At 67.1% G+C, this 14,629-nt stretch carries 7 protein-coding genes and 1 pseudogene; 5 read left to right on the top strand and 3 right to left on the bottom strand.

Annotated features, from left to right (window positions below):
* Window positions 1-15: 15 nt before the first annotated feature.
* The 3 genes from C0541_RS06495 to C0541_RS06485 all read right to left on the bottom strand — a co-directional run bounded on the left by C0541_RS06495 (window position 16) and on the right by C0541_RS06485 (window position 6,906).
* Window positions 16-4,110: a CHASE domain-containing hybrid sensor histidine kinase/response regulator gene (locus C0541_RS06495; RefSeq protein ID WP_115046809.1), complete on the bottom strand. Its 4,095-nt coding sequence runs from the start codon at window positions 4,108-4,110 to the stop codon at window positions 16-18.
* A gap of 152 nt (window positions 4,111-4,262) precedes the next feature.
* Complete coding sequence (locus tag C0541_RS06490) at window positions 4,263-5,567, bottom strand: DUF445 domain-containing protein (RefSeq protein WP_115046807.1); 1,305 nt, start codon at window positions 5,565-5,567, stop codon at window positions 4,263-4,265.
* Window positions 5,568-6,048: 481 nt separating this feature from the next.
* On the bottom strand, window positions 6,049-6,906 hold the full coding sequence (locus tag C0541_RS06485) for a plasmid replication/partition related protein (protein WP_115046805.1): 858 nt from the start codon (window positions 6,904-6,906) through the stop codon (window positions 6,049-6,051).
* Window positions 6,907-7,619: 713 nt separating this feature from the next.
* Here C0541_RS06485 and C0541_RS06480 point away from each other — a divergent pair.
* The 5 genes and pseudogenes from C0541_RS06480 to C0541_RS06460 all read left to right on the top strand — a co-directional run bounded on the left by C0541_RS06480 (window position 7,620) and on the right by C0541_RS06460 (window position 14,608).
* The gene (locus C0541_RS06480; protein ID WP_115046803.1) at window positions 7,620-9,299 is read left to right on the top strand and encodes an OFA family MFS transporter; all 1,680 of its coding nucleotides are present in this window, start codon (window positions 7,620-7,622) and stop codon (window positions 9,297-9,299) included.
* A 6-nt stretch (window positions 9,300-9,305) separates the two neighbouring features.
* Window positions 9,306-10,151 (top strand): formate dehydrogenase accessory sulfurtransferase FdhD, encoded by an 846-nt coding sequence (fdhD, locus tag C0541_RS06475; RefSeq protein ID WP_115046801.1) that lies wholly within the window; start codon window positions 9,306-9,308, stop codon window positions 10,149-10,151.
* Window positions 10,148-12,509, top strand: a pseudogene (locus tag C0541_RS06470) (FdhF/YdeP family oxidoreductase). The gene fdhD and the pseudogene C0541_RS06470 overlap by 4 nt, the downstream one beginning before the upstream one ends.
* Window positions 12,499-12,777: a hypothetical protein gene (locus C0541_RS06465; RefSeq protein ID WP_161959914.1), complete on the top strand. Its 279-nt coding sequence runs from the start codon at window positions 12,499-12,501 to the stop codon at window positions 12,775-12,777. The pseudogene C0541_RS06470 and the gene C0541_RS06465 overlap by 11 nt, the downstream one beginning before the upstream one ends.
* Before the next feature lie 526 nt (window positions 12,778-13,303).
* Window positions 13,304-14,608: an MFS transporter gene (locus C0541_RS06460; RefSeq protein ID WP_115046797.1), complete on the top strand. Its 1,305-nt coding sequence runs from the start codon at window positions 13,304-13,306 to the stop codon at window positions 14,606-14,608.
* Window positions 14,609-14,629: the final 21 nt, after the last annotated feature.

Below are 14,629 nucleotides of genomic sequence, written 5' to 3'. Positions count from 1 at the left end.
CTGCGTGGTGATCGGTCAGCGCAGCTGGGTGGCTTGCCAGTCGCGCAACGTGGCCTCGGCGCGACGGAAGTCGAAATCGTCCACCGCACGCTGCAGTGCTTCCTGCAGGCTGCGCGGCAGGCGCGGCGCGCAGATCAGCAGCGCGTGGTCGATCCGGTCGGCATCGTCGCTGGCCAGGGCCGCTTCCAGGATCTGCACGCTGTCTGCGTCCAGCGCGACTGCGTCATCGCTTGCCGCCTGGTCGCTGGCGCCGGGTTGCAGGAAGGCGTGGATCGCGGTGGTGGTGCGCTGCATGGTGTCCCCGAGCGCGAGCAGCGCCGAGGTGATGTCGTGGCCTTCCTCGATGCGGGTCTCCAGATCGCTGGCGGCGCCGGCCAGGGCAGGCAGGGCCAGCGAGCCGGCCGCGCCACGCAGCTTGTGCGCCAGCGCGCCGATCGCCGCCAGCTCGTTGCGACGCAGATGCTCGGCGGCGGTCGCGGCCGGGTCGGGGTTGTCGCGCAGCAGCTTGAGCAGATAGCGCTCGTACGGTTCGCGTTCGCGCCACAGGCTGCGTGCACGCGCCGCATCCAGCACCTCCGGGTCGGTGTGTTCCCACTCCGGGCCGGCATGGGCATCGGTCTCGTGCGGCAGCGATGGGATGCGCCGCACACCCGGCTGCAGGAAATGGCGGATGGCGGTGACCAGTTCCTCCACGTTGAACGGTTTGGCGATGAAGCCGTTCATGCCGGCTTCCAGCGCCTTCTCCTGCTGCGGGCGGAAGGCGCCGGCGGTCAGCGCGATCACCGGCAGGCTGGCCAGCGCCGGGATCTGCCGCAACCGCCGCGTGGCTTCGTAGCCATCGACCACCGGCATCTGCACGTCCATCAACACCAGCTGGAACAGCTCCGGCGCACGCTTGAGCGTGTTGATGGCCTGCTCGCCATCGTGGGCGACCGTGACCATGGCGCCTTCGCCTTCGAGAATGCGCTGGGCCACTTCGCAGTTGATCTCGCTGTCGTCCACCAGCAGCAGATGCGCGCCTTCCAGGCGACGCGCCACGACGGTGGGCGTCGCCGGCCGTGCGCCGGGGCGTTGGTCGACCAGCTGCTCCACCAGCCGGTGCAGCGCCGCAGTGGTGACCGGCTTGGTCATGACCGCGTCCAGGTCCTGTTGCTCGGGATGCTGTTCGAGCAGGCGGCGCTCGTACGCGGTGACCATGACGATCACCGGATGCGGGCCGGGCACGGCCCGCGCGCGGATCTGCCGCGCGACCGCCACGCCGTCGATATCGGGCATGCGCCAGTCGAGCAGGAAGATGTCGTAGGGCTCGCTGGCCTGTTCGATCGCCTGCAGGGCGGCCTGGCCGCTGGCGACCGCATCCACGCGCCAGCCGAGCTCGGTGGCGATACGCACCAGGTTGTTGAGCGCGGCATCGTGGTCGTCGGCGATCAACACGCGCGGCATCGCCTCGGGCGGCAGCGCGGGCAGCTCGCGCTGGGCCGGTGGCGGTGCGGATTTTTCCAGCGTCACCACGAAATAGAATTCGCTGCCGCGGCCGGGCACGCTTTCCACTTCCAGCTCGCCGCCCATCAATTCGATCAGGCGCCGGCTGATGGTCAGGCCCAGGCCGCTGCCGCCGTAACGCCGGCTGGTGGAGGTGTCGGCCTGCAGGAACGGCGAGAAGATCAGGCTCTGCTTTTCCTTGGAAATGCCGATGCCGGTGTCGCGCACCGAGAACAACAGCTTGAACTTGTTCGGATCGCCGCTGGGAAAGCGCCGCACCGACAGCACCACTTCGCCCTGCTCGGTGAACTTGATCGCGTTGCCGACCAGGTTGACCAGCACCTGGTTGATGCGCAGCGCATCGCCGAGCAGCCAGCGGCAGTCGCGCGGCAGCGGTTCGACGATCATTTCCACCGGTTTGGCGCTGAGCGAGGAACGCATCAGGTCGGCGATGTTGTCGAACAGTTGGTTGAGGTCGAACGGTGCGCGTTCCAGGTCGATGCGCCCGGCCTCGATCTTGGAGAAGTCCAGGATGTCGTTGATGATTTCCAGCAACGACCGCGCGGAGCGATCGATCTTGGTCACCATGTCCTGCGCCGCAGCGGGCAGTTCGCTGCGCTGCAGCAGGTACAGCATGCCCAGGATCGCGTTCATCGGCGTGCGGATTTCATGGCTCATGTTGGCCAGGAAATCGGACTTGGACTGGTTGGCGCTCTTGGCCGCATCCATCGCCAGGCGCAGTTGTTTCTCGTGCAGTTTCTGTTCGGTCAGATCCACCGCCATGCCCAGGTAGCCGATCACCTGGTCGTTGTCGTCGCGCAGCGTGCTCAGGGTCAGCAGCACCGGCAGGCGGCGGCCTTCGTGGCTGACGTAGGTCCATTCGCTGGTGTCGCTGCGGCCCAGGCTGGTCAGTGCGGCGATCGCCTCCAGGGTGTGCGCCACCGGCGCGCCGGTCTGCTCGGCGAGCAGCTGGGCGCGCTGCTGCAGTTCCTCGGGCTCGATGAACTGGCCGGCCTTGCGGCGCCCGATCACCTCGTCGGCGTTGTAGCCCAGCAGTTTCTCCGCGGCACGGTTGAACAGCGTGACAAAGCCGCCGGAGTCGGTGGCGATGATGGCAAAGCCGGCATGCGCCAGGATCGCCCGATGTAGCGCGGAGAACTTCATCAGTTCGCTGGTGCGTTCGGCGACCTGGTGTTCGAGCGACGCATTGAGGGCGACGATGCGCTGGTGCGAACGCACCCGCTCGGAGATGTCGCGGAAGAAATGCGAATGCCCGCTCAGGGTGGCATTGCGTTCGATGATCGGCGCCTTGCTGGCCAGCACATGCACCAGATGCCCGTCGCGATGGCGCATGCTCTGCGCCGCCGAGGTATCTGCCGAACGATGTTCGTCGGCATGCTCGATATCGGGAATCGTGTACGGCTGCGGCGACAGCAGCTGGGTCAGGTTCTGGCCGATCGCCTCGTCTGCGCCGTAGCCGAACATCGCTTCGGCAGCGGGATTCCAGTGGGTGATGTCTCCGTCCGGGGTTTCGGCGACGATGGCTTCGCTGGAATGGCTGACCAGTGCCGCCAGTTCCATCTGCTTGCGCAGCACTTCCTCGCGCCGCAGTCCATTGCTGAAATACAGCACAAGCAAGGCCGCAAGCAGCACCGACACGCCCAGCACCAGGCCGCCCATCAGCCATGGCGAGGTCTGGTTGAGCGAGGCCAGGAAGCTGGCGGTGGGGTGGGCGGTGATGATCCAGGTGCGGCCATAGATCTGCAGCTGCTGGATCACCGGCGGGCGACGCGCACTGTCGCTGGACGGCGTGCCGCTGCGGAAGAAGTTGTGGGTCGGCTCGTTCCTGTCGGACAGGTCCAGCGCCATGTCGTTGCGCTCGCCCAGGGTGCTTTCCACCATCTGCCCGACACTGAAGGGTGCGTACACCCAGCCGGTGGTCGCGGCCATGCGCTGTTGCGGCGTCTGCAGCGGCATGCCCTCGCGATAGACCGCCAGCAGCACCAGGAATCCGCTCTCGCTGGGAATGCGATAGCCGGACAGCGAGATCGGCGAGGTCATGATCGGCAGGCCGCTGCGTGCGGCCTGCAGCGCGGCGGCGCGGCGGCGCGGCTCGGAGGCGATGTCCAGCCCGATCGGACGGTTGCCCGAGGACTCCGGTTCGAAATACAGCACGATGTAGCGCTCGCCGTCCCACGGCTCCAGCAGCCGGCGCTTGATGTCCGGTGCGCCGTCGGCGCGGGCGGCCTGCAGGAAGGCCTGTTCGTCCGCAGGCGCGACACGATGGATGTAGCCGTACCCCAGCACGCCGGGAAACTCGCGCGCGTAATCGCGCGAGCGGCTGTACAGGGTGAAGCGGTCGCGACTGATGACGTCCTTGCCGGCGCCGATCACGGCCCCGCGCGCGCCGCGCAGTCCGTGTTCGAAGGTATACATGCGCTCGCTGATGTTGCGCGTCAGCGTGCGCACGACGTAGTTGAAACGCTGCTCGCGCTCGAGTTCGTTGTGCCGCTGCAGCGACAGGCCGGCGGAAATGGCAGCAATCAGACCTGCGGCGAGAACCAGCAGGGCACCGATCGACGCACGGCGCCCGTATTTTCTGCGCAGATCCCAGCGGCCATTCGGCATTTTTTTCCCTTTGCCTTGCCTGTTGCGTGCCCGGTGTGCTGACCGATAGTGAGGTCGGCTTCGTGGTGGCGCCTGACGATCATCGAAAGACGTGCAGTCTCCCCGGTGTCTGCACGTGCTTCCGGTGGGCGATCAACGTCATTGCCAATGCATCAGAACGCCAGCCAGATCGATAGTGCGTGAAGGGCCAGGCCGATCAGCCCGCCTACCAACGTTCCGTTGAACCGAATGTATTGCAGATCGCGTCCGACACCCAATTCCAATTGTTCGACGAGGTGACGTTCGTCCCAACTTTTCACCGTCGAGGCGATATGGTCGGTCACCGATGCGCGCAGGCGCGTGGTGAGTTTGTCGGCCGCCTGCAGCATGTGCTGGTTGAGTGCTTCCCGCAGCGAGGGATCCTGCGACAAGGCCTGGCCGAGCGATTGCATGGAGCGCTCCATGTGCGCGGCCATCGATGATTCCTCCCGCGCCAGGTCGTTGCGCAGTGCATCGCGAATCTCGCCCCATAGCCCTTGCACGTAGTCCTGCAGGGCCGGATGTTCGATCGCGCGCTGCTTGAGCTCTTCCACACGCTCGGCCATGGCCGGCTCGTCGCGCAGGCGCGCGATGTAGCGTTGCAGCCACGCCTCGTAGTCGAGCCTGATTGGATGCTCGGGTGTCTTGAGGATGTCCTGCAATTCCTCGATCGCCGCACGCGCCATGCGGTCGGCCAGGCTGTCGCCGATCTCCTCGATCGGCTTGACCCAGTTCACCGTGCCGACCAGCTTGGGCCACTCGCGTCGCGCGTAGCGCACGATCAACGCCGAGGCGCGCGTCTTGACCTGTTCCTGGTCCAGCCATTCGCCCAGGCGCAGCAGCACCTCGTCCAGCAGTTTCTGATGCCGGCCATCGGTGGTGAGCAGCGCCATCACATCGCCGACGGTGGCGGCGGCGTTCCACTTGCGCAGACGGTCGACCACGAAGCGCTGGATCGCGCGGCGCACCGCGGCCTCGTCCAGCAGCTCCAGCGCCTGCAGCATCCAGCTGCGCGCCATCTGCGCGAGCATGCGCGCCTGCTCGGGTTTGGCCAGCCATTCGCCGAGGCGGCTGGCCGGGTCGAACACGCGCAGTTTTTCCATCAACGCGTCCGGGGCGAGGAACTGGTCGCGCACGAACACTGCCAGGCCATCGGCCAGGCGGTCCTTGCCGCGCGGCAGGATGGCGGTATGCGGGATCGGCAGGCCCATCGGATGGCGGAACAAGGCCACCACCGCGAACCAGTCGGCCAATGCGCCGACCGTGGCTGCTTCGCAGAAGGCCGACACCCAGGCCCAGATGCCTTGTTCGCCCATCAGGTGGCTGACGACGAAGCCGGCCAACATTGCCAGCAGCAGGGCCACCGCCAACAGCTTCATGCGCTGCAGCTGGGCACGACGGGGATCGACGGGACGGGGAGTGCTAACGCTTGGTTCCATCCGCGCAGTGTACCCAGTCGCCGGAGCAGGGCATGTCCACGGCGGGGCGTGACGGTTTGCCGGAGCGCGCTTGCGCGCGATGGCGTTACCGGGGAAGCCACGTCGCGCCCGGGTGCGCTCCTACGGGTGGGTATCGTGCGGTTGCGGGCGGTTGCCGTTCGCGAAGGCGGTTGGTAGGAGCGCGCTTGCGCGCGATGGCGTTACCGGTGAAGCCACGTCGCGCCCGGGTGCGCTCCTACGGTTGGGTATCGTGCGGTTGCGGGCGGTTGCCGTTCGCGAAGGTGGTTGGTAGGAGCGCGCTTGCGCGCGATGGCGTTACCGGGGAAGCCACGTCGCGCCCGGGTGCGCTCCTACGGGTGGGTATCGTGCGGTTGCGTGCGGTTGCCGTTCGCGAAGGCGGTTGGTAGGAGCGCGCTTGCGCGCGATGGCGTTACCGGGAAAGCCTGGTCGCGCCCGGGTGCGCTCCTACGGTGTCTGGCACTTAGTTGCGCAGGCGCTCCAGCTGCGATTGCAGCGCGGTCACCTTGGCCTGCAGCGCGGCGTTTTCGTTTTCCAGTTCGGTGACGCGGCGTTGCAGGGCTTTCACATCGCGGCGTTCGGCTTCGCCGCCTTCGGCCTCGTCGGCCCTGGGCTTGCGCTTGGCGTCGCGCACGCGCTTGGCTGCCTGTTTGAGTTCGGCCTTGCCGGCCTGGGCGGCGGCGCGTTGCTCGTCCTCGGACAGGGTGGCCACGGCAGCGGCGGCGCTGATGGAAATCTCGCCGGCCTTGACCGCCTGCACCACTTCCGGGGCGGCCTGTTTGTGGATGCGCTCGATCATCACCACCTGGTTGTTGCTCAGGCGGGCCTCGCGCGCCAGCTCGGCGCGGCTGACCGGGGTGGAGCTCTCTTCCCACGGCGGGCTGTCGCTGTCGGTGGCGGCCTGCGTAGCACCGTGGTCGATGCCGGCGGCCGGTTGGTCATCGTCGGCAACCGTCGGCGCTTCGGCCGCGGCGTCGGCGTCGCGCTGGCTGCGCTGGCGCGCGGCCAGGATCTCGCGCTTGCGCAGCGCCAGCACGCCACGCTGGAAGTCCGACACGCTGCGCCGGCCCAGGTGCTGCTCGATCATCCACAGGTGCACGTCCTGCATCGACTGGAAGCGCGGGTTCTGCACGGTCTGGAACGGCAGGCCGTGCTTCTGGCAGATGCCGTAGCGGTTGTGGCCATCCACCAGCACATCGCCCCACAGCACCAGCGCATCGCGGCAGCCCTCGGCCAGCAGGCTGCGTTCCAGCGCCTCGTGCTCGTCGGGCGTCAGCGGGTCGATGTAGGCCTTGAGTTCTTCTTTGACAACGATGTTCATGCGGCAACTGCGGGGAAGTGCGGGGCCGGCATTGTAGTGAGCCTGCTCCGGCTTTGCGCGCTTGACCGGGTTGCACGCGGACGTTACGCGCGGGCGCCCGTGCCTTTGTCGTCGGGCGGTGCTGCGCACACGCCTGGCCCGCGTGTCGGCGGCCTGCACGATCTGCAAGGGGGTACGATCAGGGCGGCGGCGCGATGACATCCCCGGTGACGCGGACCGGCAGGCCGCAGTCTGGCAAGCCGCGCTCGAAGAGCGCGTCGCCAGGTGCGCTCCGGCGTGCCATCGCGTGCAGGTTGGACGTGCAGGGCCAACGCCGTCGCGGGGAGGGGCCGGCTGCACCGCCGCTGCGGCTAAACCGCCGCCCTGGCGCAGCGCGACGGCGAGCACGATTTGCAGGCCCGCGCGCGCCGTTGCGCACGGACTAGTCAATTAGTCGCAGCGCCGGCCGCTAAGCTGTGGGAACGCCTTGCGGCGCGGGCCATGACGGGGTTTTGACTGGCTGCGGGGCGCGTCGAAGCATTGCAAAGATTCAACGATCGCCGATGATGCGCCAGACGCGTACCAGTTGGGCCTGGTAGTCGCCTTTGTCCTTATCGCAACACGTCAATCGATCGCAGCCATCAATCGTAATCGGGATCACTGACAGCGCCTGCGTGCAGCCGTCCTGTCAGGCGCTCCGGACACAATTCATCGTATTTTCTAGGGGAACGGGAATGACACAAGGGTCCACCGTGGCGGGCGCCAACGGCGCAGACGCCGGCCTGCTGTCCAAGGAGCGCATCGTCGCGCGTCCGGGATTCAATCGTTGGTTGGTACCGCCGGCCGCATTGGCGATCCATCTGTGTATCGGCATGGCCTATGGCTTCAGCGTGTTCTGGCTGCCGCTGTCCAAGGCGCTGGGCATCACCGAGGCGATCGCGTGCCCGGCCGACATGGGCCTGTTCGCGCGCATGGTCGCCACCACCTGCGACTGGAAGATCAGCGAACTGCAGTGGATGTACACGCTGTTCTTCGTGCTGCTGGGCTGCTCTGCGGCGGTCTGGGGCGGCTGGCTGGAACGTGCCGGCCCGCGCAAGGCCGGCGTGGTCTCGGCGCTGTGCTGGTGCGGCGGCCTGGTGATCTCGGCGGCCGGTATCCACTTCCACCAGATCTGGATGCTGTGGCTGGGCTCGGGCGTGATCGGCGGGATTGGTCTTGGCCTGGGCTACATCTCGCCGGTGTCGACCCTGATCAAGTGGTTCCCGGACCGCCGCGGCATGGCGACCGGCATGGCGATCATGGGCTTCGGTGGCGGCGCGATGATCGGCAGCCCCCTGGCCGATGCGCTGATGCGCCACTTCGCCACGCCGACCTCGGTGGGCGTGATGGAAACCTTCCTGGTGATGGCGGCGCTGTACTTCGTCTTCATGATGGCCGGTGCGTTCGGCTACCGCGTGCCTCCGAGCGGCTGGACCCCCGCCGGCTGGACCGCGCCGGTGGCCAGCAACAACGCCATGATCACCGCCAACCACGTGCACGTGAGCAAGGTCTGGGGCATCCCGCAGTTCTGGCTGCTGTGGGGCGTGCTGTGCCTGAACGTGTCGGCCGGTATCGGCGTGATCGGCATGTCCTCGCCGATGCTGCAGGAAGTGTTCGGCGGCCGCCTGATCGGGCTGGATGCCGGCTTCGGCAGCCTGGATACGGCCCAGCTGGCCAGCATCGCGGCCATCGCGGCCGGCTTTACCGGCCTGCTCAGCCTGTTCAACATCGGCGGCCGCTTCTTCTGGGCCAGCATGTCCGACAAGCTCGGCCGCAAGAACACCTACACGCTGTTCTTCGTGCTGGGCATCTGCCTGTATGCGGCAGCACCGTCGGCCGGCAGCGTGGGCGGCATCGCGCTGTTCGTGGGCATCTTCTGCATCATCCTGTCGATGTACGGCGGCGGTTTCGCCACCATCCCGGCCTATCTGGCCGACCTGTTCGGCACCCAGATGGTCGGCGCCATCCATGGCCGCCTGCTGACCGCCTGGGCCACCGCCGGCATCCTCGGCCCGGTAGTCGTCGGCTACATGCGGGAGTACCAGCTGGCCCACGGCAGCCCGCCGTCACAGGTCTACAACACCACCATGTACATCCTCGCCGGCATGCTCGTGCTCGGACTGATCTGCAATCTGTTGGTGCGTCCGGTGGCCGCGCGTCACTTCATGACGCCCGACGAACTGGCGCGCGAAAAGCAGCTGGCGCACGAGAAGGTGGACCGCAGCGGCAAGGCCGTGCTGCCGCCCGAGCAGATGGCGCGGATCGGGCACGGCGGCAATCCCGCCCTGGTCGCGCTGGCCTGGCTGGCGGTCGGCGTGCCGATGTGCTGGGGCATCTGGGTCACGCTGCAAAAAGCCTTCGTCCTGTTTCATTGAGATGAGATGACCACTCCGTCCTCCCGTTCCGTGCGCGCCGGCAGTGTGGTGCGCACGGTCGTCCGCCACCGCGGCGGCCGCAACGCCACGGTGCAGGACATGGTGGCGGCCGAAATGCCGGTCGCCTTCCACTACAACGGCGTGCCGTTCGCGGTGATGATGGCCACGCCGGAAGACCTGGAGGATTTCGCCTTCGGGTTCTCGCTGAGCGAAGGCATCGTCGAGCACCCGCAGGACCTGCGGGTGGTGGCGGTGGAGACGTTCCTGGAGGGCGCCTCGCTGCAGATCGAAATTCCGCCCGGGCGTGCCGCCGCGCTGGACCAGCGGAGGCGCAACCTGGACGGGCGCAGCGGGTGCGGGGTATGCGGCAACGAATCGATCGAGGCGGTGCTGCGCGTGCCGCCGGTGCTGCAGTCGTCCCTGCAGATCGATGCGCAGGCACTGGCGCGCGCGCTGGACGCGTTGCATGCGCAGCAGCCGATCGCCGCGCAGACCGGCGCGGTGCATGCCGCCGGCTGGGCCGATGCGCAGGGAGTAGTGCGCTACGTGCGCGAGGACGTCGGCCGGCATAACGCGCTGGACAAGTTGATCGGTGCCCTGGCGCGCGCACGCGTCGATGCATCGCACGGGTTTGCGGTGGTGACCAGCCGCGCCAGTTACGAAATGGCCATGAAAGCCGCGCAGGCCCGGATCCCGCTGCTCGCAGCGATTTCGGCACCGACCGCGCTGGCGATCAGCCTGGCCGACAGTGCGGGACTGACCCTGATCGGGTTTGCCCGCGATCACGATTGTGTCGTTTACAGCCATCCGCAGCGCCTGCATCTGGGCGTTGGCGTGGGAGAGCCCGCATGAGCAAGAAGACCATCCAGCAATACGACAATCCCGCCGGCGGCTGGGGCGCATTGCGCTCGGTCGCCAAGCACCTGATGGAACAGGACATCGCGGTGCAGGGCGCCAAGACGCTGCTGCATGCCAACCAGCCGGACGGTTTCGACTGCCCCGGCTGCGCCTGGCCCGACCGCGACCACACCTCCACCTTCGAGTTCTGCGAGAACGGCGCCAAGGCCGTTGCCGCCGAATCCACGGCGCGCCGCGCCGGGCCGGAGCTGTTTGCCTCGCACAGCGTCAGCCTGTTGTCGCAGTACAGCGACTACTGGCTGGAAGGGCAGGGCCGGCTGACCCAGCCGATGCGTTACGACGCCGCCACCGATCACTACGTGCCGGTGGGCTGGGACGCGGCCTTCGCGCAGATCGCCGGGCACCTCAACGGGCTGGCATCGCCGGACGAGGCGATCTTCTACACCTCCGGGCGCACCAGCAACGAAGCGGCCTTCCTGTACCAGCTGTTCGTGCGCGAGTTTGGCACCAACAACTTCCCGGACTGCTCCAACATGTGCCACGAGCCGTCCGGCACCGCGCTGCGTTCGCAGATCGGCGTGGGCAAGGGCACGGTGTCGCTGCACGACTTCGAACTGGCCGATGCAATCTTCATCTTCGGCCAGAACCCGGGCACCAATCATCCGCGCATGCTCGGCGAGTTGCGCCAGGCCTCCAAGCGCGGCGCGGCGATCGCGGCATTCAATCCGCTGCGCGAACGCGGGCTGGAGAAGTTCGCCGACCCGCAGGACAAGCTGGAGATGCTGCACAACGGCTCCACCCGCATCGCCTCGGATTATTTCCAGCTCAAGATCGGCGGCGATCTGGCCGCGGTCAAGGGCATCATCAAGCATGTGCTGGAGCGCGATGCGCAGGCCCAGCGCGATGGCACGCCGCGCTTGCTGGATCTGGAATTCATCCACGCCCACACCGCCAATTTCGAGGCCTTCGCTGCCGAGGTGCATGGCGAATCCTGGGACACCATCATCGAAGAGTCGGGGCTGGACGAAGCCTACGAGGTAGCCAAGGGGCACCTGTCGGTGCTCAGGCAGACCGGNTGCCGAGCGCGTGATTGCCTGCTGGGGCATGGGCATTACCCAGCACAAGCATTCGGTGGCCACCATCCACATGATCACCAACCTGCTGTTGCTGCGCGGCCATCTGGGCCGGCCGGGCGCGGGCGTGTGCCCGGTGCGCGGGCACAGCAACGTGCAGGGCGACCGCACGATGATGATCTACGAAAAACCGCCGGCCGCCTTCCTGGACAAGCTGCAGACGCTGTTCGGGTTTGCGCCGCCGCGCGAAGACGGGTTCGACACCGTCGGTGCGATCGAGGCGATGCTGGACGGGCGCGGCAAGGTGTTCTTCGCGATGGGCGGCAACTTTGCCGCGGCCACGCCGGATACCGACGCCACGCACCGCGCGCTGCGCAACTGCGAACTCACCGTGCATGTCACCACCAAGCTCAATCGCAGCCATCTGGTGCATGGCCGCGATGCGCTGATCCTGCCATGCCTGGGCCGTACCGAAATCGATATCCAGGACGCCGGCCCGCAAGGCGTGACGGTGGAGGATTCGATGAGCATGGTGCACCTGTCGGCCGGCATCAATCCGCCGGCCTCGCCGGAGCTGCTGTCCGAGCCGGCGATCGTTGCACGCCTGGCCGAGGCAACGCTGGGCGCGCGCAGCGCGATCCGCTGGCGCTGGCTGGTGGGCGACTACGACCGGGTACGCGACCTGATCGCACAGGTGTTCCCCGATTTTGCCGACTTCAACCAGCGCGTGCGCGTGCCGGGCGGCTTCCGTCTGTCCAACACCGCGCGCGATCGCCAGTGGGTGACGCCGGAGAAGCGCGCGGTGTTCAAGCCGCACGCGGTGCCGACCGACAACCCGATCCATCGCGCGCGTCGCAGCCACACCGGGAAGATGGTGTTCACGCTGGCCACCACGCGCTCGCACGATCAATACAACACCACCATCTATGGGCTGGACGACCGCTACCGCGGCGTGTTCGGCGAGCGCCGCGTGCTGTTCATCAATGGCGCGGACATCGCGGCATTGAACATGAAGGCCGGCGACTGGGTGGACCTGGAGAGCCTGTGCGAGGACGGTGTGCATCGCGAGGCACGTCGCTTCCTGCTGGTGGACTACAACATCCCGCGCGGCTGCCTGGCAGCGTACTACCCGGAAACCAACGCATTGGTGCCGCTGTCCAGCTTCGCCGACGAAGCGCGCACGCCCACCTCCAAGTCGATTCCGGTGATCGTGCTGCCGCACCGCGCCGAAACCGCCGATGCGGCGCCGCGCGACATCGGAGCGGTGCTTGTCCGCTGATCCACAACTCACCGCGCAGTTGCTCGTTGCGTTGGCCGACACGCCGGAGGGCGTGTCGCTGGCCCGGTTGTGCAAGCAGCTGGGCGTGCGCATGAGCGTGCTGCTGCGCACGCTGGCCTGGTTGGGCAGCGCCAGCCTGGACGGTCAGGCCGGCCCGGGCTGGATCCAGGTGGAAGACCGCGGCGAGCGCCAATTCGCGGTGCTGACGGATGCCGGGCGCGCTGCGTATGCGCAGCGTGCAATGGCACAGGCGCCGCACGGCGACTGAGCAACTTGCTGTTAGTTCCCGGCTGAGGAAAGCGGGAGACTGAAGCCTCTTCACCTGCACGGGAAGCTTGATCAGACGCAACCTGATCCGAACAACGCAGGCCGTGCTTTGCTTGCAGCCAAACACACCGAGTGTCTCGACTGGTCCTTGCAGCCAAATAGCTGACCGACCGCTCTGTCAGTGATCCATCCGCATTGTCTGACGACCACCCTAAAACACCGAGATTTCAGGAGTTGGCGATATACCCAGAGCGGACTTGCGGCATGTCCTGCCGTGGCGAGCAGACAAGGGCGCTGCGGCAAAGCCGCAGGCCCGCCGCTCTGCAACCGACGCATTTTCTGCGCGATCGATCCTCGGTGCAGAGAACGCGCCGCGCTCTGTCGGTCACTGCCAGAGCTGAGGCTGACATGGCCCGCCTGGGCCGGCGGTCACGTCTGTCACTTCTTGCCGGCGGGTTGGTGTGCGCAAACCCTTGCTGCAATCTGCCAGAATCGGCTGTCATGTCCTGTCTGGAAGCCGATCAACGATGACTGCTGCCGCGCCGCTCGCTGCTCCCATCAATTCGCCCGCGCGCGTGCTGTTCGCCAGCCTGATCGGCACCACCATCGAGTTCTTCGATTTCTATATCTACGCCACTGCCGCGGTACTGGTGTTTCCCATCCTGTTCTTTCCGGCGGGCGATGGCAGCGCGGCGATGCTGCAGTCGCTGGCGACGTTTGCGGTGGCCTTTGTCGCGCGGCCGGTGGGATCGGCGGTGTTCGGCCACTTCGGCGACCGGATCGGGCGCAAGGCCACCTTGGTGGCGGCGTTGCTGACGATGGGCTTGTCCACCGTGGCGATCGGCTTGCTGCCCAGCTACGCGCAGATCGGCGTATTCGCGCCAGCGCTGCTGGCCTTGTGTCGCTTCGGCCAGGGCCTGGGCCTGGGCGGCGAATGGGGTGGGGCGGTGCTGCTTGCCACCGAAAATGCACCGCCGGGCAAGCGCGTGTGGTACGGCATGTTTCCGCAGTTGGGTGCGCCGCTGGGCTTTCTGCTGTCCACCGGCACCTTTCTCGGCATGGGCGCGGTGCTCGACGATGCGCAGTTCATGCAATGGGGCTGGCGGGTGCCGTTCCTGGCCAGCGCGTTGTTGGTGCTGACCGGTCTGTGGGTGCGCCTGAGCATCACCGAGACGCCGGATTTCCAGAAGGCCGTGGACCACAAGACCCGCGTGCGGTTGCCCTTGGGCACGGTGATCTCGCAGCACTGGTCGGCGCTGGTCATCGGCACGCTGGGCGCCTTCGCCACCTTCGTGCTGTTCTATCTGATGACGGTGTTCGCGCTGGGCTACGGTACCAAGACCCTGGGCTACGACAAGGAGCAATTCCTGCTGTTGCAGATGGCGGGGATCGTGTTTTTTGCGATCGGCATTCCGCTCTCGGCCAGGTTCGGTGACCGCCATGGCGCGCCGCTGGCGATGATGCTGGCCAGCGTGGCGATCATCGCGTTCGGGTTGGCGTTCGCGCCGCTGTTCCAGGCCAATCACCCGCTGCAGGTACTGGCATTCCTGGGGCTGGGCTTCTTCTTCATGGGCCTGACCTACGGGCCTTGCGGCACGTTGCTGGCCGAGCTGTATCCCACCGAGGTGCGCTACACCGGTGCCTCGCTGTCGTTCAACCTGGCCAGCATTCTCGGTGCGGCGCCAGCGCCGTACCTGGCCACGCAGCTGGCCGCACGCTATGGCGTGCAGGCGGTCGGGCAGTATCTGGGCGGCGCTGCGGTCGTCAGCCTGTTGGCGTTGATGGCCGCACGTGCGATGCGGCGGCGTTCGGCAGCGGCGATTTCAACCTAGCCGGTGCAGCGCGCATCCGCG

Origin of the sequence: Xanthomonas arboricola (genome assembly GCF_003353015.1) — a bacterium.
Taxonomy (GTDB): Bacteria; Pseudomonadota; Gammaproteobacteria; order Xanthomonadales; family Xanthomonadaceae; genus Xanthomonas; species Xanthomonas arboricola_E.
The sequence above is the reverse complement of the archived record's forward strand: the minus strand, read 5'-3'. Positions and strand labels throughout refer to the sequence as shown.